This is a genomic window from Solwaraspora sp. WMMD937, from assembly GCF_029581175.1.
Taxonomy (GTDB): Bacteria; Actinomycetota; Actinomycetes; order Mycobacteriales; family Micromonosporaceae; genus Micromonospora_E.
This window is the reverse complement of record NZ_CP120738.1, coordinates 6279285-6300107: the sequence shown is the minus strand read 5'-3', so window position 1 is coordinate 6300107 and position 20823 is coordinate 6279285. Positions and strand designations below refer to the sequence as shown.

Genomic DNA, 20823 nt, shown 5'->3' with positions numbered 1-20823 from the left:
AACGTAGGCACCCGGATCCGCTGGGGAGTGAGGTGCGGATAATGCCATGGTGGTCGTGGCGCTCCGGTCACGCAGATGGTGGTGAGCCGGATACCCGAAGCAGGACCGGAGTGGACAGCGGTGTCCGGCTTGGCCCGCCCGCGCCACGAACGCCGGAGCAGACGCCCCGGTCGTCGACCGAACTCGGGCCGACCAGATCTGCGGGGCCGTCCTGCCCGATGCCGTCGCCGGCCGCGGCGGCGGGCAAGGAATTATCGCCGCAGGTGGTGCCGGTGACCCTCCGCCGGATCGGCACCGCACTGGACATGTTGGACATCCGGTATCTCGCGGACGGCGACGGCAGCCTGCTGGCGATGTGGGAGCGGCACGCTGTCCTGTTCACCCTCGAAGGGCCGGAGGACGAGATCCTGGTGGTCCGCGCCCGACCGCACTCCACCGTGCCGCCCGACTGGGCCGACCGTGCCTACCGGGTGGTCAACGAGTGGAACCACACCAGACGGTTCTGCAAGGCGTACGTCGGCGACCCCACCGACCGTGGCCAGTTGCCCATCTACGCCGAGCTGCAGGTCCCACTCGCCGCCGGAGCCAACGACGCGCTGCTGGTCGAGCTGCTGGACTGCGGAGCGGCCGTGGCGACCAGTTTCGTCGACTGGCTGCACGACGAGGGCGCCCTGCTCTGACGGCCGGTCAGCCGCCGGCCAGGTCGCGCCGGGGCGGATCGGACGGGTCCAGCTCGTTCACCATGAAGTAGGCGGCCCGCTCCAGGTAGTCCCAGAGCATCCCGGCGAGCTCCGGATGCAGGTCCAGCCGGTCGACCGCCCGGCGCATGTGGGTCAACCAGGCGTCCCGCTCCGCCGGACCGATCCGGAACGGTGCGTGCCGCATCCGCAGCCGGGGGTGCCCACGCTGCTCGGAGTACGTGCCGGGGCCGCCCCAGTACTGCATCAGGAACAGTGTCAGTCGCTCCGTAGCCGGCCCCAGATCCTGCTCCGGATACATCGGGCGGAGCAGCGGATCAGTGGCGACGCCGGCATAGAACTCGTCAACGAGCTGGCGGAAGGCAGGCTCGCCGCCGATGGCGGCGAAGAAGGTCGGGGCGGGACCGCCGGCCGCGGGCGTCGCGCCGGCCGGGCCGTTGGCAGGATCTGACGCTGTCACCACTCCATCCTGCCAGCCGGTCCGCGCCCGGCGGTCCCCGGTGCGGCACGGTGCGGGCATGATGTGCGCCAGCGCGCGCTCAGGCGCTGCCGACCTCGTCGGCCTGCTGCGCGTCACGGGCCTGCGGTACAGGGTTGCCGTTACTGGCCGCACCACCATCGGTCGCGGCACCGGGAGCGGCTGCGACGGCGGCGATCGCCGCGTCGAAGCGCTCCTCGGCCGGCCACCGCAGCAGCGCCAGGGAGATCACCACCGCACCGGTCAGGCTCCACAACCCGACCACGGTCGGGATGTCGAACCGGTCGGCGAGCAAACCGGTGACCAGCACGGCGGCTCCCTGGCCGACCTGGATGCCGGTAGCGATCACGCCGAACGCGCGGGCCCGGTAACCGTGCGGCAACGCCTGGACGAACAGCCCGTTGGTCACCGGCAGCAGACCGGCCACCGCGAAGCCGCAGATCCCGGCGAGCACCGCCACCACCGGCGGAGACGGGTCGAGCAGAGTGGGGACCAGCGCCAGCGGGGCGACCACCGCGAACGGTCGGATCAGTCTGCGTCGGCGGCCTGGACGGACCAGCCGGCCGATCAGCAGCCCGCCGACGATGTAGCCGGTCGGACTCGCCGCCATGATCATCGCCTGGGCGAGACCCCGCTCGGAGTCGGACACCCCCGGCTCGGCCGCCCAAGCGGCGGCCAACCCCTCCGGCACGATGGCGAACAGCGGGACCGTCCAGACCAGGATCGCGATGGCCCGCAGCACGTCGGTACGCCACACCAGCTGGAAGCCCTCGGCGGTCTCGCGGAGCAGGTGTTGACGGCGGTCCGGGGTGGTGGCCGCCGGCCGGGCCCGGACCCCGAGCCGGATCACCAGGGCCGAGACGGCGAAGGTGGTCGCGTTCAACAGCAACGCCGCCCGTGGGTTGACGGAGGCGATCGCCGCGCCGGCGATGTAGCCGCCGACCTGGGCGAGCTGGCCGGTGCTGGCGATCAGCGACAGCCCCACGATCAGCCGGTCACCGGTCAGCACGGTGGGCATCAGCGCGGACCGGGCGGCCTGGTTCGGCGGATTCGCCAGGGTGGTGCAGAACAGCAGGCTGATCATCGCCCAGACCGGCAGGCCGGGGATGGCGACCACGGCGATCAGGGCCATCCGGATCAGATCGGTGGTGATCATCACCCGGTGGTACGGGTGCCGCTCGGCGACCGTGGTGAGCAGCGGGCCGCCGATCAACCAGGGCAGGAAGCTGACCGCGAAGGCGGCGGCCGACAGGGCCACCGACTCCGTCTCCCGGTAGACCAGGACGGTGACCGCTGCCTTCGCGATGTAGTCGCCGATCCAGGACAGCGCCACCGAGACAAAAAGAAAGCGGAACTCATCCGCCGCGAAGACCTCGCGGAAGGTCGCCGGACTCCCGGCGGTTTGTGCCTCGTCGGACACGGACGGCGCCTCCATCGTTCTCGGCGGCACCCGCTCGTGGCGGGTGCTACCGGGGAACGTCCCGGACGTACGGCTGAGCGAAGTGGTGGTGACACTCCGATGACACTCGTCCCGGATCATGCCCGATCGGGTGACATCTGGCTAGTGTGAACGGCTGGTTTGTCGTCACTCCGACTAAACATTCGGATGACAACCACTTCGCCATACGGTGCATAGTCCCTGCTAGTCGGCCGAGGTGGACACGTCGTCCCGGTACTCGGACACGCCGTCCCGGTGACCGGTCAAGTCGTTCCGCCCTGGCCGGGCTCCTCCTGCCCACCTCCCGACCCACGGGTGACGAACATCCGCCCGGCCACGATCTGTGCCGAGATCCCGGAGGTGTGCAGTGCCGCGGCCAGTTGACGGCGCAACTCGCGGCCCACCACGAACTGCCCCTCGGCGGTGGTCTTGGCGACGGTACGGATCACCGCGCCGTCGACCGTGACCTGCTCGACGCCGAGCACATCCGGCGGCTCCACGAAGTGACCGGCCATCTCCTCGTCGGCGGCCACCCTCAGGGCGGCGGTACGCAGCACCGCGGTGGCCTGCTCGGTGTCGGCGAAGCCGATCGGCATGTCGACCACCACCATGGCCCAGCCCTGGCTCTTGTTGCCGACCCGGATGATCTCCCCGTTGCGGATGTACCAGAGCACGCCCCGGGCGTCCCGTACCGTGGTGATCCGCAGACCCACCGCCTCGACCACGCCGGTGGCCTCGCCCAGGTCGACGATGTCGCCGACGCCGTACTGATCCTCCAGCAGCATGAACAGCCCGGCGAGCAAGTCCTTCACCAGGGTCTGCGCCCCGAAACCCAGCGCGATGCCGGCGATGCCGGCGCTGGCCAGCAGCGGTGCCAGGTTGAAGCTCAGTTCGCCAAGCACCAGCAGCACGGCGATCCCGAACACGGTCGCGCTCACCGTGCTGCGCAGCACCGAGCCGATCGCCTCGGCGCGTTGCCGCCGCCGTTCCGGCATCACCAATGTCCCAGCCGGCGGTGTCCGTTCCCGCAACGGCCGCAGGATGGTCGGCCCGGCGACCGTCGAGGTACTGGTCACCAGCCGGTGGATGGCCCGGTGCAGCAGGTACCGCAGCACCACCGCCACCACGATGATCAGCACGATCCGCAGGGGTTTGACCAGTAGCCAGAAGCTCCCCTCCGCCAGCCACGGCAGCCCGGTCCAGTCGAGCACCTGGCTGCAGACCGGGTCGTCGTCGGGGCACACCGGGCTCACCGAGGGCTGCGGCTCCGGTTGGGCCCACTGGTACGGCGGGTCGGTCGCCGCTGCCCCGGTCGCCGGGTCGGGAGGCTCGGTGTCAGCGCGGGCGGGCGATCGTGCGGTCACCGTCAATTCGTACCGTACCGCCCTGCCCGGTCGGCGGCCGACCCACACTGTCGGCCTGACCAGGCGGAACAGGCCAGCGACCAGCCCTCGGCCGAACGCCCGAGGGGTCAGGCCCGAATAGTACGTGCATTTAGGTCATCTATCGGGGACTATTGGCGCACGGGCGCTGGCGATTCGCCAGCGCCGGTCGCGGTCCGACCGTCGGTCCGCGTCGAGTCGTAGTCGGCACTAGGAGCGGGTGGGAACACAACCGAGAGGGTGAGCGGGATGCCTGACATACGACCCACGGTGGGCTCCGGTTCGTTGGTGCTCAACGCGACGTATGAGCCGCTGTGTGTCGTATCCGTACGCCGGGCCGCGATCCTGGTCCTGTCCGCCAAGGCGGTCTGCGTCGCCGACGGCGAGGGCATGCTGCACAGTGCCCGGCACTGCCTGCCGGTGCCGTCGGTGGTGCGGCTCACCCGCTACGTACGGGTGCCCTACCGGACGCACGTCGGCCTCTCCCGCCGGGCGATCTTCGCCCGCGACGGCTGGCGGTGTGCGTACTGCCGGGGCCCGGCGGAGACCATCGACCATGTCTTTCCCCGCAGCCGTGGAGGCCGGCACATCTGGGAGAACGTCGTCGCGGCGTGCGCCCGCTGCAACCACAGCAAGGGCGATCGGACCCCGGCCGAGCTGGGCTGGCGGCTGCCGTCCCCGCCGGCCGCCCCGAAGGGCACCGCCTGGCGGGTGCTCGGGCACCGTGCGCCGGATCCGCGCTGGGCCGACTGGCTCGACCTGTCCGAATCCGAAGCCGCCGCCTGAGCCGGCTAGGCGCTGTCCTGAGCAGGCCGGTCCTCCGCCCGAGCCGGCTGCGGAGGTCAGCCGTGCTCGGCTCCGACCAGTGATGCGAAGACGACGACGTTGTCCGCGTACCCGGTGGAACCACCGACCCACTGACCACCGCAGGTGATCAGGCGCAGCCCGGGGTGACTGAAGTCGTCGTACACCCGGTCCACCGGCAGGGACGACTTGTCGAACTGCTCTACCGAGGTGACCTCGAACAGCGCCACCGACCGGTCCATCCGGCGGACCTGGATCTGCGCGCCCGAGTGCAGCGTGGCGGCCCGGTGGAACACCGACGGACCGGTACTGGTGTCGACGTGGCCGACGATGACCGCCGGGCCGTTCTCACCCGGCGTCGGGCTGGCCACGTACCAGCCGGCCTCGTTGTGCCGGTTCAGTTCCGGAACCGCGATCGTGCCGTCCTCGGTCAACCCGACGTCGTGCACCGCGGCCTGCAGGTGCAACGCCGGGATTGCGAGGCTGACCGGGTCGCTGGCACCCAACGGCGGGTGTGTCTCGGGCGTCGCGCGGTGTGCTCCGGGCAGCCACTGCCCGAGCGGGGTGCCGGTCACCCGTTCGAAGCCGAACCCGGCGACGAAGACGCCCGACACGATCAGCACCAGCGCGACCGGACTCCACCGTGACGGCGCGTCCGGACGTCCCCGGTAGCCACCCACCGCCGCCCGTTGAGCGGCAGCCGTCTCGGCCCGGCGTCGACCCGGGCGCAGCGACCCGAACCCGGGCCAGCCCCGCCGTTGCCGGGGTGGGCCGTGCGGTGCACGACGGTTGGCGGCGGGCCCGTTGACGCCGCGGTGACCGGCGGCACCCGGCACCGCGGCCACCCCACGCAGCGGGGCACGGGCCACCCCGCGGGCCGTGCCGGGGATCGCCGGGTACGCCGCCCCGACCGTCGGCTGATCCGCCAACCCGTCGGCCGGCGGATCCCCCACTTCGTCCGTCGGCCGATCTGGCGGTGTCGGCCTCGGCTGACCGTAGGTCGAGACCCGGGGCGCCACCGTGTGCGCCGTGGTACCCGCCGCCGTTACCTGGGTCAGGAACGGCAGTACCCAGCCGCCCGGGCGGCCGCCAGCCGGGGTAGGACGGACCATCTGGCCGCCCGCTGGCTACGCGCCGGAGCCGGCGCGTCGACGGCGCATCGCGAACAGCCCGATCCCGGCGCCCAGTCCGATCGCGGCGATACCGCCGACCAGCAAGGCCGAGCCGCCGGAGCCGGCGCTGGCCGACGCGGTGCCGCCGCCTCCGGCGTCCGGGCCTCTGGTCGGGTGCGCAGTGCCGGTCACGGTCAGAGTGGTTGTCGCCGTGTTCCCGTTCTGACACTGCAGGTCCACCGGGTAGCGCCCGGGACGCTTGCTGCCGGGCACCGTCACCTGGCCGGTCAGCACATCCTGGTCCGGCATCACGATCACCCGCCCGAACGCGTCCGACTCGACCGTCGCCTGGCTGGTGTTGTCATCCCCGCAGCTGGCCCGGATGGTCACCCGGCCACCGGCGTTCACGGTGCTCGGATCGGCCTCCACGTAGGTGCTGCCCGCGTACGCCGGCGACGCGTCGACCCCGGCCGCCACCGTGCCGATCAGCACGGCGGCGGCGAGCCCGGCCAGCGTGCGGACCGGATGGCTCACTCCTGGCATGATCTCCCCCCGACTACGCTCCGGCCGGCCGGTATGCCGGCTGCGTCGGCGGCGACCGGTGTGCCGTGCCGACGGCCGGAGTCCGCTGGTCCGACTTCCCGTCCCGGCGCCGGCTATGCCTCCCTCTCCCGGGTGAACCAGCGCCCGGTCAGGTCGCCCGTACCTGGCCGCTGCGGCCAACGGGCGACCTGCCAGGATCGGTCAATGTCGCAGATCCATGATCTGACCGCGTTGGAGCAGGCCGCCGCGATCCGCCGGGGCGAGCTGAGCGGCACCGAGATCGTCGAGCACTACCTGGCCCGGATCGACGCCCACTCGGACACCGTCGGGGCATTCGTCACGGTCACCGCCGACCACGCCCGGGAGCAGGCCCACGCCCTCGACCGGGTCCCGTCGGGCACCCGGACCCGGCAGCACCCCGGCCCGCTGTACGGCGTACCGGTGGCGATCAAGGACCTCACTCTCACCGCCGGGGTCCGGACCACCTTCGGCTCGGCGGCGTTCGCCGACTACGTGCCGAGCGTCGACGCGGACGTGGTCCGCCTGCTGCGTGCCGCCGGCACCGTCAGCCTCGGCAAGACCACCGCCGCCGAGCTGGGCTGCTCGCTCTACACCGAAGGGGAGGTGGCACCGCCGGCGCGTAACCCGTGGGACCTGGCCTGCACCGCCGGCGGCTCCAGCGGGGGAGCGGCGGCGGCGGTGGCCGCCGGGCTGGTGCCGTTCGCGCAGGGCTCGGACGGCGGCGGTTCGTGCCGGATCCCGGCCGCCCTCTGCGGCCTGGTCGGCTACAAGCCCACCCGGGGGGTCGTCTCCGGCGGCCCGCTCGGTGCCGGCGGGTTCGGTCTGCCCAGCCACGGACCGATCGCCCGGACCGTCGCCGATGCGGCCGCGATGCTCGACGCGATCGCGGTGCCGGTGCCCGGTGAGCCGTACCTGGCACCGCCACCGCCGCCCGGCGGCTATCTGGCGGCGGCCCGTCGCGCGGACCCCGGCCGGCTGCGGATCGGCCGGTTCACCACCCCGATGCTCGCCGACGAACCGGTGCATCCGGACTGCCTGGCAGCGGTGGACACGGCGGCCGCGCTGCTCGCCGACGCCGGCCACGAGGTGGTCGACGTCCCGGCGCCGCTCGGCCCGGACCTGTGGCCGCTGTTCGAGACCGTCTGGTACGTGCTCGCGCTGGCCCCGGTGCCACCGGAACGAGAGGCGCGGCTGCTGCCGTTGACCCGGCTGCTGCGTCGCCGGGGCAACGCGGTCAGCGCCGCGACGCTGGTCGCCACCCTGGCCGAGCTGCAGGTCCAGGTACGCCGGGCGATGCACGCGGTGGTCGGGCTGGATCTGCTGCTGTGCCCGACGTTGAGCGCTCCGCAGGCCCCGGTCGGCTGGTTCACCGAAACGGGTGACCCGGCCGAGGACTTCGACCGGCAGCGGCGCTTCTCGCCGTACTGTGCGGTGTTCAACGTCACTGGGCAACCGTCGGTGTCCGTCCCGGTGGCGCAGAGTACGGCCGGGCAGCCGGTGGGGGTTCTGCTGACCGGCTGCGGTGGCGCGGACGCCACCGTGCTGGCCGCGGCCGCTCAGCTGGAGGAGCGGACCGGCTGGCCCGGTCGGCACCCGGAGATCTGGCGGGCCGGGCCCTCCGCTACCGTGAAGGCGTCTGAGCCGGAACGGGCTGGCGGTGTGGCCAGGTCCACCACTCCAGACATCCGCTGAGTCCCTTGAACCGATGCCGGGGGGCGTTGAGATTGTCTGTTACCAACACGGTGCTCTTCTTCGTCGTGATCCCGGCGGTCATCGTGCTCGTGGTAGCCGGTCTGGCGATGATCGGCGGGCGTGGCGGCGCGGACCGCCGCTACCGGCCCGGCCGGCAGTTCGACTTCAGCCCGGTCTGGTACGTCTCGTCCGGCGACCGGTCGACCGGGACCCCGGCGGCGGCGCTGCCGGCCGGCACCGAGCCGACGGCGATCGAGTCGGCCGACCTCGGCGGCGGGCAGCCGCGTCCGGGCGCGACGGGAGGCGCAAGTGACCGTTGGTGAGCAGGCCCACGAGCAGTCCAGCGAGTCCACCCGGACGAGCGCTACCCTGCCGGGGCCGTTCGGCACCCGGCAGCTGCTCCGGCTCGACGAGGCGTTGCGGCTGGCCGACTCGGCCACCGGACTGGCGTTCAGCATCTACGTCGGCGAGCTGGAGGAGCCGACCCGGGAGTACGCGGTGACGCTGCACCGGCAGCTCACCGACCCGGACGACGCGGTGCTCATCGCCGTGTCGCCGAATCAGCGGGTGCTGGAGGTCGTCACCGGCGCCGAGGCCCGTAAGCGGATCCCGGACCGGGACGCGAAGCTCGCCGCGCTGTCCATGGTGGCGTCTTTCGGCGGCGGTGACCTGGCCGGCGGCCTGGTCAGCGGGATCGACCAGCTGGCGTCCCGGGCCGGCCGCGCCTGACAGATCCAGCCTTACCGGATCTCCCAGTCACCGTCGCCTGGTCAGGGGACCAGCACGGCGCGGCCGTGGATCTTCCCGTCCCGCAACTGCTGGTACGCCTGCACCGCCTCGGCCAGCGGAAAGGTCTGCACCTCGGCGCGGAGCAGACCCTGGCGACCGAGGGCGATCACCTCGGCCAGCTCGGCGCGGGTGCCCCAGAACGGGATGACCGCGCTGGTCTCCATCGGCACCGGCGGCGGGCCTTCGACGGTCGCCGCGATCCGCAGCGTGCCGCCGCCCAGGCCGACCATCGTCAGGTGACCGCCGGTGGACACCACCTGCCGGGCGGTGTCCAGGGTGGCGTCCACGCAGACGAAGTCGAGCACCACGTCGGCGCCGTCCGGGGCCGGGCCGGTGAGCTCACGGATCTGGTCGACCGCCGCCGGACCGGCCGGCACGGTGTGGTGCGCGCCCATCCGTTTGGCCAGCCGCAGCGCGGCGTCGCTGGTGTCCACCGCGATGATCGTGACGGCGGTGGTCACCGCCAGGATCTGCACCGCCATGTGGCCGAGGCCGCCGACGCCGATCACCACCGCGTGGGTGCCGGGCCGCAGCGCATCGCGGCTGAGGGAGATCGCATGGTACGGGGTGAGCCCGGCGTCGGTCAGCGGTGCCGCCTGTACCGGGTCGAGCCCGCCGAGCGGCAGCAGCCGGTCCGCCGGCACCACCACGTGGTCGGCGAGTCCGCCGTCGCGGCTGATGCCGACCCCGCCGACCGGTACGGTGCGGCACTGGTTCTCCAGCCCGCGCAGGCAGGCCCGGCAGCGCCCGCAGCCGATGATCCCGTACACCGCCGCGGTGTCCCCTTCGGCCCATCCGGTGACCCCCGGACCGAGCTGGGCGACCCGGCCGGCGATCTCGTGGCCGATGGTCATCGGGGTCGGGAAGACCCCGGCGGGCGCGTCGAGGATGTGCAGGTCCGAGTGGCAGGCGCCGACCGCCACCGTGGCCAGCAGGATCTCGCCCGGGCCGGGCTTCGGTGTCGGCACGTCGACGAGTTCGAGGGTGCCGGGCGCGGTGAGTTGGATGGCACGCATGCCCACAGCGTCGGCCAGGTCCGCGCATCGCGTCCGCCGAACCGCCCCGGATCACCCCCTGCGGCTGAACCGCCGCATGCGGAGGCCCGGCCGGCAGCCAGCGACGTGCTCGGGCTTGCTTCGGGGAACCTGATGGCGCTCCGGGGACGTGATGCCGCAGGTGCATCTTGATGCATCTCTGGCATCAAGCTCGACCGGTACTCCCCGCCAGGCGGGGTGACATTGCGTCTAAGCTTCCTCGCTTCTGGTGGTCGCCGCTGCATGCAGCCCGGCCCACGCCCGGCCCGCGGGGTAGGTCAGTCACGGCGGGCACCAGGAGGCCAGATGACTGTTACCGGGATGCCGTTGGTTTCGGCGTAGGCGACGACGTCGGCGGTGCCGCCGTATCCTCGGGCGGGCATGCCGTCCCATACGGCGAAGAGCCGATCCGAGTTGTCGACCATCAACCTGCTGGCCGCCATGTGGGCGTCCGAGTCGGAGGTGCGGTAGTCGCAGCGGTGGACCGTCGCGGCTTGACTGATCAGCTTGTCGTACGTGGCGTGGGCGGTCTCGGGCAGGCCGTCGCGGTACTCCCGGGCGGGTACGACGACTTCAAGCCGACCGCCGTGCCGGAGCACCGCCTCAGCGAAGAGTTGATCCGCCCCGTCAGCGAGGCAGGTGACGCCGACGATTTCCCCCTGAACCAGGGACAACTTGTCGTCGATAGCTTTGATGACCTTGGCTGTTACTTTGTCGTTGAGCCCGCGATGCCCGGTGATAGCGATCCGCAACTTATCGATCCTCCTGGTATCTGCTGTAAAGTCGCTCATCGAGACTGAGTGTCAGTTTCCCTGTCTGTCCTCCTAGGTTTTTGCGGAATCGAGCTACTGATTGGAGGATCTTCTCTGACTCGTATTTCTTGCCTGCGTCGAAAGCCTGGCAGGCGATGTTACAAGCCTCGTCGAGGTGTCCGGACTTTGCCAGGATCTCTGCTTGAAGGACGTCGGAAAGGGCCTTTGCTTTCGGGCTCTGAGCTGGACCACTGGCTGCAATGGAAAGCGCTTGGCTGGCGGCGCTTGGCTGATTCAATTTGCTTGCGACCTGCGCTCGAAACGATGCTAGTTTTTGGTGATCGAAGCGGAAAATCCAAGGCCAGATGGGTTCATCGTTCCGAGACTTCGCTAGCCGATCATCGGCCTGGCCTAACAGGAAAATTGCCTTCTTGTCGCCGGCCTCGGCGAGTGCAAGCGACTCGATCGCGTCTATCCAAATCGTGGAGATAGTGGGAGCTGAGCGAGGTAGGGCATGCCTGGCGGAGGCAACAAGCCGGATTGCGTCGTGTGCGTCGCCGCAGTTTGCCGCAAACTGGCCCAGGCTGGCCCGCATGTACGCAAGTAGCAGTGGGTGTCCTGACCGCTCCGCCGCATGGACCGCCAGCTTGTAGTGGCGGCGGGCACCGGCTTGATCGTCGACATCGACGTACAACCAGGCGGTCAGCCCCGCGGTTTCGCTGAGCACCGAGTAAAGCTGACGGGTATGTGCAGGTGAGCGTTCATTCCGCGATGCGAGTTGGCGGGTGAGCGCGAGGTGCGCGCTGACAGGTGGAAGGAGGCTGCGTGCAGGCAGTCGCTGCTCCAACCTGCGGTAGGTGGTCGAGGGGATAGTCAGCAGTTGTTCGTCGTCGCGTGATTCGAGGGGAACATCTCCTGCGGCAGTGCCGATCAGCGTAACCCCTGTGGCCGCTGCCGCTGCGGCGACGAATTGGCGGCGGTTCGTGTCATCCTCCTGTTCACTTAGCAAGCCGGCCAGGGATCGAGGTATCCCCAAACCATCGCAGAGCGCCCGTACGGTGCGAAGCCCTGGATCTCGGCTCCGTCCGCTGAGCAGCCGAGAGACATGGGGCTGCGATATGCCGACAGCTTGCGCAATCTCCGTCTGCGACACCCGAGCTTCTGCCGTGACGACCTGCAGGACGGTCGCCCAGTCGCCGGCTCTCAACGCCTGGCGAACATCTGCGCGATCCAGGACCTCGGGCGGCAGTTTGATCATCTGCTTATGCCTGCGCAGCTTGGCGTTGAACCAGTTCTTGCATCTACGGCCCTCCGTGCCTGCTGGGCATCCGTCCAGCCCGGGGAGCGAACTGGACCCCTCTACTATGCCGTCTCGTCGTCCCAGGCGTATGCCTGGAGGTATAGATCTTGGCCCCTATGCCGGCGTGAGTGGCGCTGACTATCCGTGATCGCAAAGCTGCGGGTCGTCGCGTTTCGTGACAGGAATTACCCAAACGCTCAAGAGCGCGCCGGGCGGAGCACGACTACATCGGCGTGGATGGGAGGACCAGGAGTGTTGACCTTGGTGGGAGTCGTGTTGGCGGCGCTGGGTGGGTTGTGCGTCGGCTTCTTCACGTTCCGGTTGAAGCAGCGGTGGTGTCTGAGTGGTCGAGCGGATGACCGGGGCGGCGTTCGACCTGCCCGACGTCACGGCGGCGGAGTTGTTCGACCGGTTCCTGCTGTGGACGTGGCGGCCATGCTGACCGTACGGCCGGCCACGGCCGCCGACGTCGAACCCCTGGCCGAGTTGTTGGCGCAGTCGTGTGTGCTGGATCCGGTGGTGGCCTGGCTGATCAATGATCACGCACTGCGCTACCTGACGATGCACCAGTTCTTCACCGCCGAGCTGGAGTTCGGCGTCCGGCATGGCATCGTCGACGTGGTCGGGCACTGCGACGGGGTCGCGATCTGGTACCCGCACCCGTTCGATCGGCTGCTCGGGGCGGAGTATCAGCGGCGGCGGTTGCGGGCCTGCGGTGACCGGCACGGCCCGTACGCGCACTACACCTTCACCGCCGGCCGGCTGGAAGCGACTGGCCGGCATCATCATCTGGCGTTCCTGGCCGCCGCACCCTGGCTGAGACGCCAGGGCATCGGATCGGCGCTACTCGCCGCGCATCACGCCCGGCTGGACCGGATCGGCATGCCGGCGGTGGTCGAGGCGAGTAGCCCACGCTCCCAGGCGTTCCACCTGCGCAACGGCTACCGGATCGTCCGGGTGGCGTACCTGCCGGCCGGTGGCCCGCCGCTGTGGGCGATGCGCCGGGGCGGCGCACCACCAGACCAACCACCCATGACCGCCGCACTGCGCGTCGGCTGACCAGGTGACCGGAGAGCCGCATCGAGGTGAGGCTGATATACCTCGAATCTGCGTCGTAAGGTGTCTCAGCCTCACCTCGATGATGCCCGGGACGGGAGTCGCTCAGCGGGCGGCGGCCGTGTCGGTGGCCCGCGCGGTCAACGCCCGGACCACCCCGTCGCGGCCCTCAGCGACCAGCCGGCGCAGCGGAGCCGGGTGACCCTCGCCGGCCAGCCACTCGTCCGTCGCGTCGACCGTCTCCTGGGAGACCAGGTACGCCGGGTAGGCCAGCATGACGAACTCCTGCGCCGGCTCGCTGTCCCGGGTGGCCCAGATCCGGCCCAACACGTCGAAGTACGCCGTCCGGTACGGCTCGGTCAGCTCCACCTGCGTCGAGTGCTGGAAACCCTGCAGCAACGCCCGGTGCTGCCAGTTCGGCAGGCTGTCCGGCCCGGTCAGCTTGGCCCAGACGGCGGCCTTGTTGGCCGGGTCCGGCAGCAGGGCGCGGGCCAGGGCTGCCTCCCGCTCACCGCTGGCGGTCCGGTCCCGGGCCAGCTCCGCGTCGATCTGCTCGCCGGTGGCGGCGCCGTTGGCGGCCAACGACTGCAGCACCGTCCAGCGCAGCTCGGTGTCGATGGTCAGCCCCGGCACCACGTCTGCCCCGTTGAGCCAGCCACGCAGCACCGCCAGGTCGCCGTCGGAGCGGGCCGCCATGGCGTAGCTGCGCGCCCAGGCCAGCTGGAAACCGCTGCCCGGCTCCGCCGCCTGCAGCGCCGCCCGGGCCGTCCGGGCCAGGTCGGCCCAGCCCTGCGCCGCCCAGCCCGGCTCGGCGTAGAAGGTCAGTGTGTTGGTGGCCTGCCGCAGGGTCGCGGTCACCAGGTTGATGTCGGTCTCGTTGGGCAGCCCGGTGAGCACCAGGGCGACGTAGTCGCGGGCGGCGAGCTCCCCGTCCCGGACCATGTCCCAGGCCGCCGCCCAGCACAGCGCCCGCGCCAGCGACGACTCGAACGCGCTGATGTGCTGCACCACGTTGGCCATCGACGCCGGGTCGAGCCGCAGCTTGGTGTAGCTCAGATCGTCGTCGTTGAGCAGCAGCACGTCGGCGGCGGGCAGCCCGACCAGGCCGACCAGCTCGGCGCGCTCGCCGCTGATGTCGACCTCGGCCCGGTGCCGGCGGACCAGCCGACCGTCGATCAGGTCGTAGAGGCCGACCCCGATCCGGTGGGTACGCAGTGTCGGGTGCCCGGCCGGTGCCTCCTGAAGCACCGCGACCTGCTGGTAGGTGCCGTCCGGGCCGACCGACAGCTCCGGCCGCAGCGTGTTGACCTGGGCGGTCTCCAACCACTGGGCGGCGAACTTGCGCAGCTCCCGGCCGGAGGCGGCCTCCAGCTCGGAGAGCAGGTCGTCGAAGGTGGCGTTGCCCCAGGCGTGCCGCTGGAAGTAGGTGCGCAGACCGGCGAGAAAGGGTTCCAGACCCACGTACGCGACGAGCTGCTTGAGCACGCTGGCGCCCTTGGCGTACGTGATGCCGTCGAAGTTGACCTCGACCGCCTCCAGGTCCGGCATCTCGCAGTAGACCGGATGGGTGGAGGAGAGCTGGTCCTGCCGGTAGCCCCAGTTCTTGCGGACCGACAGGAAGGTGGTCCAGGCGTCGGTGAACCGGGTCGCCTCCGAGTTGCACCAGTGACTGGCCCATTCGGCGAACGACTCGTTCAGCCACAGGTCGTTCCACCAGCGCATGGTCACCAGGTTGCCGAACCACATGTGGGCAAGCTCGTGCAGCACGGTGTTGGCCCGCTGCTCGTACTCGAAGTCGGTGACCTGGGAACGGAAGATGTAGTGCGCCTCGGCGTGGGTGACCGCGCCGAAGTTCTCCATCGCGCCGGCGTTGAAGTCCGGCACCCAGATCTGGTCGTACTTGGGCAGCGGGTAGCGGACCCCGAACTGGGCCTGGAAGAAGTCGAAACCCTGTGCGGTGATCAAATGCAGGTCGTCGACGTCGAGGTGCTCGGCCATGCTGGCCCGGCAGAAGTAGCCCAGGTCGACGCCGTCGTGGCTGCGTCGCACCTCGTGGTACGGGCCGGCGCACAGCGCGGTGATGTAGGTGCTCATCCGGGCCGACTCGGCGAAGTGGACGGTCTTGGTGTCCGGCCCGGCCGGCTCCTCGGCGGCCACCGGCATGTTCGAGATGACCCGCCAGTGGGCCGGTACGACGGCGTGCCAGGTGTAGACGCTCTTCAGGTCCGGCTGGTCGAAGCAGGCGTACACCCGCTGCGCGTCGGCGGTCTCGAACTGACTGTACAGGTAGGTCTCTCCGTCGACCGGGTCGACGCTGCGGTGCAGCCCCTGCCCGCTGGCCGAGTAGATGAAGTCGGCCTCGACGACCAGCGTGTTCTCCGCAGCCAGGTCCGGCAGGGCCAGCCCGGACTCGGCCGACCAGCCGGACGGGTCGAGTCGCTGGCCGTTCAGCGTCGCCGAGTGCAGCTGGTCCGCCGCCACCTCGATGAACGTGCTGGCTCCGGGCTCGGCGCAACGGAAGGTGACCGTTGTCGTCGAGCGGAACACCCGGTTGTCCGTTGCGCTGCCGGCGGCGGACAGGTCGAGGTGGATGTCATACCCGGTCACGTCGAGCAGGCGGGCGCGTTCGGCCGCCTCGACCTGGGTCAGATTGCGCACTCCAGCCACCGTGTGCCTCCGTCCAATCGTTCAACCGCCGACGTCGACGTCGGCGGCGTCGGGGACAGCTGGGAATGACCCCGTTCGGCCAAGTCTTTCACGTCGTGGGGGCCTGGCGAGGCCGGCCCAGATCCTGGACTTGGTGGGTTGGGGCGGTATCTGACGAGGTGACCCGGACAATGGCGGCGGAAAGCCGCCGGACAAAAAGAAGGAGAGTCTGATGTCGGACCGTCAGACCGTGGACATGTACTTCGATCCGTTGTGCCCGTGGGCCTGGATCACCTCACGTTGGTTGTTGGAGGTCGAACAGATCCGGCCGGTCGACGTGCGGTTCCGGGTGATGAGCCTGGCCGTGCTCAACGAGGGCCGTGACCTGCCGGACAGCTACCGGAAGCTGCTCGACGGGGCCTGGGGGGCGGTCCGGGTCGCCGTCGCGGTCCAGCAGGACCACGACGACGCTGCGGTACGAGCGCTCTACACCGCGCTGGGCAACCGGATCCACCTGGAGAAGCAGCCGACCGGACCGGAGCTCTACACCGCCGCGTTGACCGAGGCCGGGCTGGACCCGGCGCTGGCCGCCGCCGCCGACGATCCGGCCTGGGACGGCCCGCTGCGGGCCAGCCACGCCGCCGGGATGGCCCCGGTCGGGATGGACGTCGGTACGCCGGTGATCCACGCCCCGGGTCCGGAGGGTGCCGGCCAGGTCGCGTTCTTCGGCCCGGTGATCACCCCGGTGCCGCGCGGGGAGGCCGCAGGGCGGCTCTGGGACGGTGTGCTGCTGGTCGCCGGGACGCCGGGATTCTACGAGCTGAAGCGGTCCCGCGAGGTGGATCCCACGTTCGACTGACCAATTCGTCGGCGTCGGGGACGAGTTCGACGTCGCCCGGCGTGTCGCTGCGCGGCGCACGTGACGCGTCCCAGGCCACGTCGTTGCCCAGGATGTTCACCCCGCCGGCCCGGTAGGAGACCGGGCCACACCGACGCATCGGAGGTCAACATGCTGGTCGACATCGACTCCGACTACTGGGATCTGCCCGTGCTGCGCGAGGCGATCGCCGCCCAGGTCTGGGGCGCGCCGAGTGACGGCAGCCGGCACCGGCGGGAACCGTCGGTCCACGAGGTGGAGCGGGTGCCCGTCGCCGTACCGTCGGGGCTGCCGGCGGCGACGGTCGGCGCGGTCCCGGCGGCCCGGTCCGGCGGTGGCCGGCACCGGCGCCCGACCCCGGTCGGGTGATCCGGTCCGGCCGGTCACTGCGACCACCGCCGTCGACAGCGGCCCGGGCGACCGGGCCGCTGTCCGTTTCACCTGCCCGGGCGACCGGGCCCGCGTCCGTCGGGCTGGTCCGGCGACCAGGTCGGCGTCCATCCGGTGGACACGGCCGATGTATCGGTCGTCACAGCGGACCCCGCCGGTAGCGTCCGCGCCATGACGGTCGTTCACCCGATTCCCCGCGCCTGGATCACCACCGGTGAGACCGGTGCGCAGAACTACGACGAGTTCGCCGACGACGCCGAGATCACCGCGATCATCGAGGCGAATCCCCGTAGCGCGCTGGCGGTGGAGATGCCGCACCGGGCGCCGGACAGCCTCGGCCGGTCGTTTCTCGATTGCCTGCCGGCGGCCGCCCGTCGGCTCGCCGAGGCCCGCGCCGACGGTAGCTACACGCCGGCCGAGCAGGTCGCCGTGCTCTACCGGATCACCGAGCCGGCTAGCGACGCGGCTGCGTACGGCCTGTTCGTGATGGTCGACACTGACCAGATCTCCACCAGCGCCGACGAACCGGGCCTGGTGATCCGCAATGAGGACGTGTTCATCGCCAAGGTCCGGGAGCGGGTAGCGCTCGCCGAGGCGGTCGGCCATCTGCTCTCCCCGGTACTGCTGCTGCAGACCGGGCGCGGCGACGATCTGCACGCCGCGCTCGCCGAGGCAGCGGAGGCCGCCGGCGCGCCGGCGGCGACCGACCTGGACCAGGCCGGCCGTACCCATGCGATCTGGCCGGTCGGTCCGGGAGAGCTGCAGCAGCGGCTCTGTGCCCTGGCCGGTGGCGGTGAGCTGGTCGTCGCCGACGGCAACCACCGCAGTCTGGCCGCGCAGACCGGCGGCCTGTCCCGGTTCCTGGCAGTGGTCACCACTCCCGCGTCGGTGGCCATCCAGCCGTACAACCGGCTGGTCAGCGAGCTGACCCTGAGCCCGGACGAGACGCTGGCCGGGCTGCGGGCCGCCGGTGCGGCGGTGACCGCGCTCGACGGCGCGCCGACAGTTCCGGCTGCCGGCGGCGAGGTACGGCTCTACCTGGCCGGACGCGGCTACCAGGTCACCCTGCCGACCGGCGGCGGTGACCGGGTGGACAACCTCGACCACGCCCTGGTGGAGCGGGTGCTGCTGCGTGGTGTGCTCGGCCTCGACCCGGGCGACAAGCGGATCACCTACGTCGGCGGCGACTACCCGGCCAGCTGGCTCACCGGGGAGGTCGACGCCGGTCGGGCCGAGCTGGCTGTGCTGATCGCCCCGGTCACCGTCGACGATTTCGTCGCGGTGAACCTGGCCCGGCAGAAGCTGCCCCGCAAGAGCACCTGGTTCACCCCGAAGGCGCGCGGCGGCCTGGTGCTGGCCGAGATCGGCTGAGCCGTTACGCAGGACCGGCTGACCCGGCTGTACGGCCTGCCTGCCGGCGCTGAGAGACTGCAGGTATGCGCGTCTACCTGGCAGCCGACCACGCCGGCTACGAGCTCAAGGTGCATCTGGTCAACCACCTCGCCAAGCAGGGGTACGAGGTGACCGACGTCGGGCCGCACGAGTTCGACCCGGACGACGACTACCCGGCGTTCTGTCTGCACGCCGGGACCCGGGTGGTCGCCGACCCGGGCAGCCTCGCAGTGGTGATCGGCGGCTCCGGCAACGGCGAGCAGATCGCCGCCAACAAGGTGCCCGGGGTGCGGGCGGCCCTGGCCTGGAATTTGGAGACCGCGCAGCTGGCGCGCACCCACAACGACGCCAACGTCGTTGCGATCGGCGCCCGCCAGCACACCCTCGACGAGGCGACCACGCTGGTGGAGGCGTTCCTGGCCACCGGCTTCTCCGGCAACGACCGGCACGCCCGCCGGATCGCCCAGGTCGCCGCGTACGAGGTCGACCGGGAGTTGCCCGCGCTGCCCTGACCAGGGACGCCACGGCGCTGCGTTCCGGCGTTCGGTGGTTCGCGGGGAACCGGCCGGTTCACCGCTCCCGGCGGGGCAGTTCCTCCCGGGGTACCCAGTGCCGGCGGACGATGGTCAGGGTCTCCTCGGCCCAGGCGAGGTCGTCCTCACTGGGGCGGGACGCGTCCCGCGCCCGCAGCGCGGCCGAGGTGCTGACCTGCGAGGTGCCGGAACCGACCAGCCCGCGCAGGCCACGGTCGGCTTCCCGGTCGTCGCCGCCGCCCCCGCCGCCGGCGGAACGGCCCGACGTCTGCCGGCGCTGACGGTGCGTCGGCGGTGGCTCCGGGACGCGCTGCGACGGCTCCGGAGCACGCGGTCCCAGTGACTGCGGACGTGGCCCCGGCCCTGGTATTGGCCTGCCGTCCGGCTCCGGAGTGCGCGGAGTGCTGTCCGGCTCCGGATCGTGCACCTCAGCGGTGCTGGCGCTGGCCGGTCCGCTGTCGGGGCGTTGCGGCGGGGCACCGTGCCGGTGCCGTCGCCTGCGCCGTTCGAAGTCCGCCATCCGTCGACCGTACCGCGACCGGCTCAGAAGATCTCGATGCCGGCGGGGGCGCGGTCCCAGCCGAACGCGGTGTTGGCCTCGGCCACCGCACCGTGACGCAGCTCGCGTACCCGACCGGCGTCGGCCAGCGACCGCAGCGCCGGGCCGCCCAGGTACACCGCCGCCAGATCGGCCACCCCGCAGGCGAGGTCCGCCGGTTCGTCGGTGGGTACGCAGCAGGCCTGTTCCCGGTCGCCGGTCAGCCGCCAGCGGCCGGAGTTCTCCGGCAGCAGCGGATCGGAGACATCAACGACCACGTCGACCCCGGTGGCGTACCGGCGGGCGGACAGCGCCGCCGCGACGTCGACCAGCCGCACCCAGAGGCTGTCGGCGAGCGCTGCACCGAGTTGCCGGGGCTCGTCGACCAGCTGGAACAGCGGCTCGTCCAGCGCCGCGAACCGGAAGGAGAGCGCCCGGCTGAGGTCGATGCCGGTGAGGAACCGCCACAGGGCCCGGTATCCGTCGACGCTGCCGGCGACCGCCTCGGTCACCCGTACCCGGCCCTTCGGCCCACGGGCGTCCCAGCCGCCCACCGTGCGCCACAGGGCGTAGCCGTCCGGGCCGGTCGGACCGTCGTGCAGCACCACCCGCAGCGCGGTCTGGCCGGACTGGCGGGCCGGGCTGTCGGCCAGCACGTTCCGCCACCACCGGTCGTCCCGGCCGGACCAGCCGGGACGGCCGGGGCGCAGCCGTTCGTACACCGCCGCCAGCTCGGGCCGCAGCTGCCCGGGGTCGCCGACGCGCAGCGACCCGACGCCAGGGCCAGCGGACGGGTCGGCGCCCGCGCCCGCGCCCGGGCCGGCCGGGTCGAGCACCCGGGTCTCCCGTAGGTCGACATCCAGTTCCAGCCGCTGCGCGGCCATCCCGTAGCCGTACCGCGGGTAGATGCGGCCCTCGCTGGCCCACAGCACCGCGACCGATTCGCCGCCGTCGCGTAGCTCGCGCAGCTGGCGGTGCATCAGCCGGGTAAGCAGCCCGCGCCGACGGTCGGTCGGGGCGACCACGACCATGGAGACGTGGGCGGCGGGCAGCACCGCGCCGGGCACGGTCAACTCCCTGGTGTACGCCCCCGCGTGCCCGACCACCCGGTCGCCGTCGGTGACCACCAGCGACCGGTCCGGCTCGAAGACGCCCCGCTCGACGTCGTGCAGGTCCGGGTCCGGGTTCTGATGAAAGGCCGCGAGCAGCAACTCCATCACCGGGTCGAAGTCCTGCGGCATGCCAGCCCGGATCGGAAACGGTGCATCCATCTGCTCTGTCTAACCGATCGGTGGCGGGGTCGGCGACCCATTTGCCGGCTCGCTACTCTCGGATGTGAGCGTCTAAA

At 71.3% G+C, this 20823-nt stretch carries 20 protein-coding genes and 1 pseudogene; 10 read left to right on the top strand and 11 right to left on the bottom strand.

All coding sequences use genetic code 11. The annotated features are described in order from the left end of the window. Window positions 1–41 precede the first annotated feature (41 nt). Window positions 42–680, top strand: a complete 639-nt coding sequence (locus tag O7621_RS27845) for a YbjN domain-containing protein (protein WP_282231950.1) — start codon at window positions 42–44, stop codon at window positions 678–680. A gap of 7 nt (window positions 681–687) precedes the next feature. Here O7621_RS27845 and O7621_RS27840 read toward each other — a convergent pair whose 3' ends face one another. The 3 genes from O7621_RS27840 to O7621_RS27830 all read right to left on the bottom strand — a co-directional run bounded on the left by O7621_RS27840 (window position 688) and on the right by O7621_RS27830 (window position 3858). Beyond that, the gene (locus O7621_RS27840) at window positions 688–1218 is read right to left on the bottom strand and encodes a globin (RefSeq protein WP_282231949.1); all 531 of its coding nucleotides are present in this window, start codon (window positions 1216–1218) and stop codon (window positions 688–690) included. 19 nt (window positions 1219–1237) lie between these two features. Further along, the gene (locus O7621_RS27835; RefSeq protein WP_282231948.1) at window positions 1238–2611 is read right to left on the bottom strand and encodes an MFS transporter; all 1374 of its coding nucleotides are present in this window, start codon (window positions 2609–2611) and stop codon (window positions 1238–1240) included. 266 nt (window positions 2612–2877) lie between these two features. Continuing rightward, the gene (locus O7621_RS27830) at window positions 2878–3858 is read right to left on the bottom strand and encodes a mechanosensitive ion channel family protein (RefSeq protein WP_282234764.1); all 981 of its coding nucleotides are present in this window, start codon (window positions 3856–3858) and stop codon (window positions 2878–2880) included. Between the two features lie 387 nt (window positions 3859–4245). On the opposite strand from O7621_RS27830, the gene O7621_RS27825 reads away from it, so the two are divergent. Then, the gene (locus O7621_RS27825) at window positions 4246–4782 is read left to right on the top strand and encodes an HNH endonuclease (RefSeq protein WP_278170929.1); all 537 of its coding nucleotides are present in this window, start codon (window positions 4246–4248) and stop codon (window positions 4780–4782) included. 56 nt (window positions 4783–4838) lie between these two features. Here O7621_RS27825 and O7621_RS27820 read toward each other — a convergent pair whose 3' ends face one another. Both O7621_RS27820 and O7621_RS27815 read right to left on the bottom strand, forming a co-directional pair. Then, the gene (locus tag O7621_RS27820; RefSeq protein ID WP_282231947.1) at window positions 4839–5912 is read right to left on the bottom strand and encodes a class F sortase; all 1074 of its coding nucleotides are present in this window, start codon (window positions 5910–5912) and stop codon (window positions 4839–4841) included. 15 nt (window positions 5913–5927) lie between these two features. Beyond that, entirely contained in the window at window positions 5928–6455 is a 528-nt protein-coding gene (locus O7621_RS27815; protein ID WP_282231946.1) for a hypothetical protein, read from the bottom strand. 204 nt (window positions 6456–6659) lie between these two features. On the opposite strand from O7621_RS27815, the gene O7621_RS27810 reads away from it, so the two are divergent. The 3 genes from O7621_RS27810 to O7621_RS27800 are packed head-to-tail and all read left to right on the top strand — an operon-like array spanning window position 6660 to window position 8897. Then, window positions 6660–8168, top strand: a complete 1509-nt coding sequence (locus O7621_RS27810; protein ID WP_282231945.1) for an amidase — start codon at window positions 6660–6662, stop codon at window positions 8166–8168. Window positions 8169–8200: 32 nt separating this feature from the next. Beyond that, complete coding sequence (locus tag O7621_RS27805; protein ID WP_282231944.1) at window positions 8201–8491, top strand: hypothetical protein; 291 nt, start codon at window positions 8201–8203, stop codon at window positions 8489–8491. Next, window positions 8478–8897: a DUF5130 family protein gene (locus O7621_RS27800; RefSeq protein ID WP_278170924.1), complete on the top strand. Its 420-nt coding sequence runs from the start codon at window positions 8478–8480 to the stop codon at window positions 8895–8897. Before O7621_RS27805 ends, O7621_RS27800 begins: the two co-directional genes overlap by 14 nt. Window positions 8898–8938: 41 nt before the next feature. Here the strand turns inward: O7621_RS27800 and O7621_RS27795 are convergent, their stop codons facing one another. From O7621_RS27795 to O7621_RS27785, 3 genes are all read right to left on the bottom strand, one after another. After that, the gene (locus O7621_RS27795) at window positions 8939–9973 is read right to left on the bottom strand and encodes an NAD(P)-dependent alcohol dehydrogenase (protein WP_282231943.1); all 1035 of its coding nucleotides are present in this window, start codon (window positions 9971–9973) and stop codon (window positions 8939–8941) included. 296 nt (window positions 9974–10269) lie between these two features. Beyond that, window positions 10270–10743 carry a hypothetical protein gene (locus O7621_RS27790; protein ID WP_282231942.1) on the bottom strand — a complete coding sequence of 158 codons (474 nt, stop codon included), beginning with the start codon at window positions 10741–10743 and terminating at the stop codon, window positions 10270–10272. A 1-nt stretch (window position 10744) separates the two neighbouring features. Continuing rightward, window positions 10745–12001: a helix-turn-helix transcriptional regulator gene (locus O7621_RS27785; RefSeq protein WP_282231941.1), complete on the bottom strand. Its 1257-nt coding sequence runs from the start codon at window positions 11999–12001 to the stop codon at window positions 10745–10747. A gap of 477 nt (window positions 12002–12478) precedes the next feature. On the opposite strand from O7621_RS27785, the gene O7621_RS27780 reads away from it, so the two are divergent. Then, the gene (locus O7621_RS27780; protein WP_282231940.1) at window positions 12479–13102 is read left to right on the top strand and encodes a GNAT family N-acetyltransferase; all 624 of its coding nucleotides are present in this window, start codon (window positions 12479–12481) and stop codon (window positions 13100–13102) included. Window positions 13103–13204: 102 nt separating this feature from the next. On the opposite strand, the gene pepN is transcribed toward O7621_RS27780, so the two are convergent. Then, window positions 13205–15757 (bottom strand): aminopeptidase N, encoded by a 2553-nt coding sequence (pepN, locus tag O7621_RS27775; protein WP_282231939.1) that lies wholly within the window; start codon window positions 15755–15757, stop codon window positions 13205–13207. A gap of 220 nt (window positions 15758–15977) precedes the next feature. On the opposite strand from pepN, the gene O7621_RS27770 reads away from it, so the two are divergent. From O7621_RS27770 to O7621_RS27755, 4 genes are all read left to right on the top strand, one after another. After that, window positions 15978–16604 carry a DsbA family protein gene (locus O7621_RS27770; protein WP_282231938.1) on the top strand — a complete coding sequence of 209 codons (627 nt, stop codon included), beginning with the start codon at window positions 15978–15980 and terminating at the stop codon, window positions 16602–16604. A 150-nt stretch (window positions 16605–16754) separates the two neighbouring features. Next, window positions 16755–16991 carry a hypothetical protein gene (locus tag O7621_RS27765; protein WP_282231937.1) on the top strand — a complete coding sequence of 79 codons (237 nt, stop codon included), beginning with the start codon at window positions 16755–16757 and terminating at the stop codon, window positions 16989–16991. Between the two features lie 192 nt (window positions 16992–17183). Continuing rightward, on the top strand, window positions 17184–18383 hold the full coding sequence (locus tag O7621_RS27760; RefSeq protein WP_282231936.1) for a DUF1015 family protein: 1200 nt from the start codon (window positions 17184–17186) through the stop codon (window positions 18381–18383). A 65-nt stretch (window positions 18384–18448) separates the two neighbouring features. After that, window positions 18449–18916 (top strand): ribose-5-phosphate isomerase, encoded by a 468-nt coding sequence (locus tag O7621_RS27755; protein ID WP_123603168.1) that lies wholly within the window; start codon window positions 18449–18451, stop codon window positions 18914–18916. A 58-nt stretch (window positions 18917–18974) separates the two neighbouring features. Here O7621_RS27755 and O7621_RS27750 read toward each other — a convergent pair. Together O7621_RS27750 and O7621_RS27745 are read right to left on the bottom strand one after the other, a co-directional pair. After that, a pseudogene (locus O7621_RS27750) lies at window positions 18975–19160 on the bottom strand (hypothetical protein); the annotation flags it as partial. 320 nt (window positions 19161–19480) lie between these two features. Next, window positions 19481–20746: a GNAT family N-acetyltransferase gene (locus O7621_RS27745; RefSeq protein ID WP_282231935.1), complete on the bottom strand. Its 1266-nt coding sequence runs from the start codon at window positions 20744–20746 to the stop codon at window positions 19481–19483. Between the last annotated feature and the right edge of the window lie 77 nt (window positions 20747–20823).

Bases quoted from the DNA above. Each gene is read 5' to 3' on its own strand.
- O7621_RS27845 (WP_282231950.1), top strand. From the start codon at position 42: ATGCCATGGTGGTCGTGGCGCTCCGGTCACGCAGATGGTGGTGAGCCG.
- O7621_RS27785 (WP_282231941.1), bottom strand. From the start codon at position 12,001: ATGATCAAACTGCCGCCCGAGGTCCTGGATCGCGCAGATGTTCGCCAG.
- O7621_RS27770 (WP_282231938.1), top strand. From the start codon at position 15,978: ATGTCGGACCGTCAGACCGTGGACATGTACTTCGATCCGTTGTGCCCG.
- O7621_RS27820 (WP_282231947.1), bottom strand. From the start codon at position 5,912: ATGGTCCGTCCTACCCCGGCTGGCGGCCGCCCGGGCGGCTGGGTACTG.
- O7621_RS27825 (WP_278170929.1), top strand. From the start codon at position 4,246: ATGCCTGACATACGACCCACGGTGGGCTCCGGTTCGTTGGTGCTCAAC.
- O7621_RS27815 (WP_282231946.1), bottom strand. From the start codon at position 6,455: ATGCCAGGAGTGAGCCATCCGGTCCGCACGCTGGCCGGGCTCGCCGCC.
- O7621_RS27745 (WP_282231935.1), bottom strand. From the start codon at position 20,746: ATGGATGCACCGTTTCCGATCCGGGCTGGCATGCCGCAGGACTTCGAC.
- O7621_RS27760 (WP_282231936.1), top strand. From the start codon at position 17,184: ATGACGGTCGTTCACCCGATTCCCCGCGCCTGGATCACCACCGGTGAG.
- O7621_RS27795 (WP_282231943.1), bottom strand. From the start codon at position 9,973: ATGCGTGCCATCCAACTCACCGCGCCCGGCACCCTCGAACTCGTCGAC.
- O7621_RS27840 (WP_282231949.1), bottom strand. From the start codon at position 1,218: ATGCCCGCACCGTGCCGCACCGGGGACCGCCGGGCGCGGACCGGCTGG.
- O7621_RS27765 (WP_282231937.1), top strand. From the start codon at position 16,755: ATGCTGGTCGACATCGACTCCGACTACTGGGATCTGCCCGTGCTGCGC.
- O7621_RS27810 (WP_282231945.1), top strand. From the start codon at position 6,660: ATGTCGCAGATCCATGATCTGACCGCGTTGGAGCAGGCCGCCGCGATC.
- O7621_RS27755 (WP_123603168.1), top strand. From the start codon at position 18,449: ATGCGCGTCTACCTGGCAGCCGACCACGCCGGCTACGAGCTCAAGGTG.
- O7621_RS27780 (WP_282231940.1), top strand. From the start codon at position 12,479: ATGCTGACCGTACGGCCGGCCACGGCCGCCGACGTCGAACCCCTGGCC.
- O7621_RS27835 (WP_282231948.1), bottom strand. From the start codon at position 2,611: ATGGAGGCGCCGTCCGTGTCCGACGAGGCACAAACCGCCGGGAGTCCG.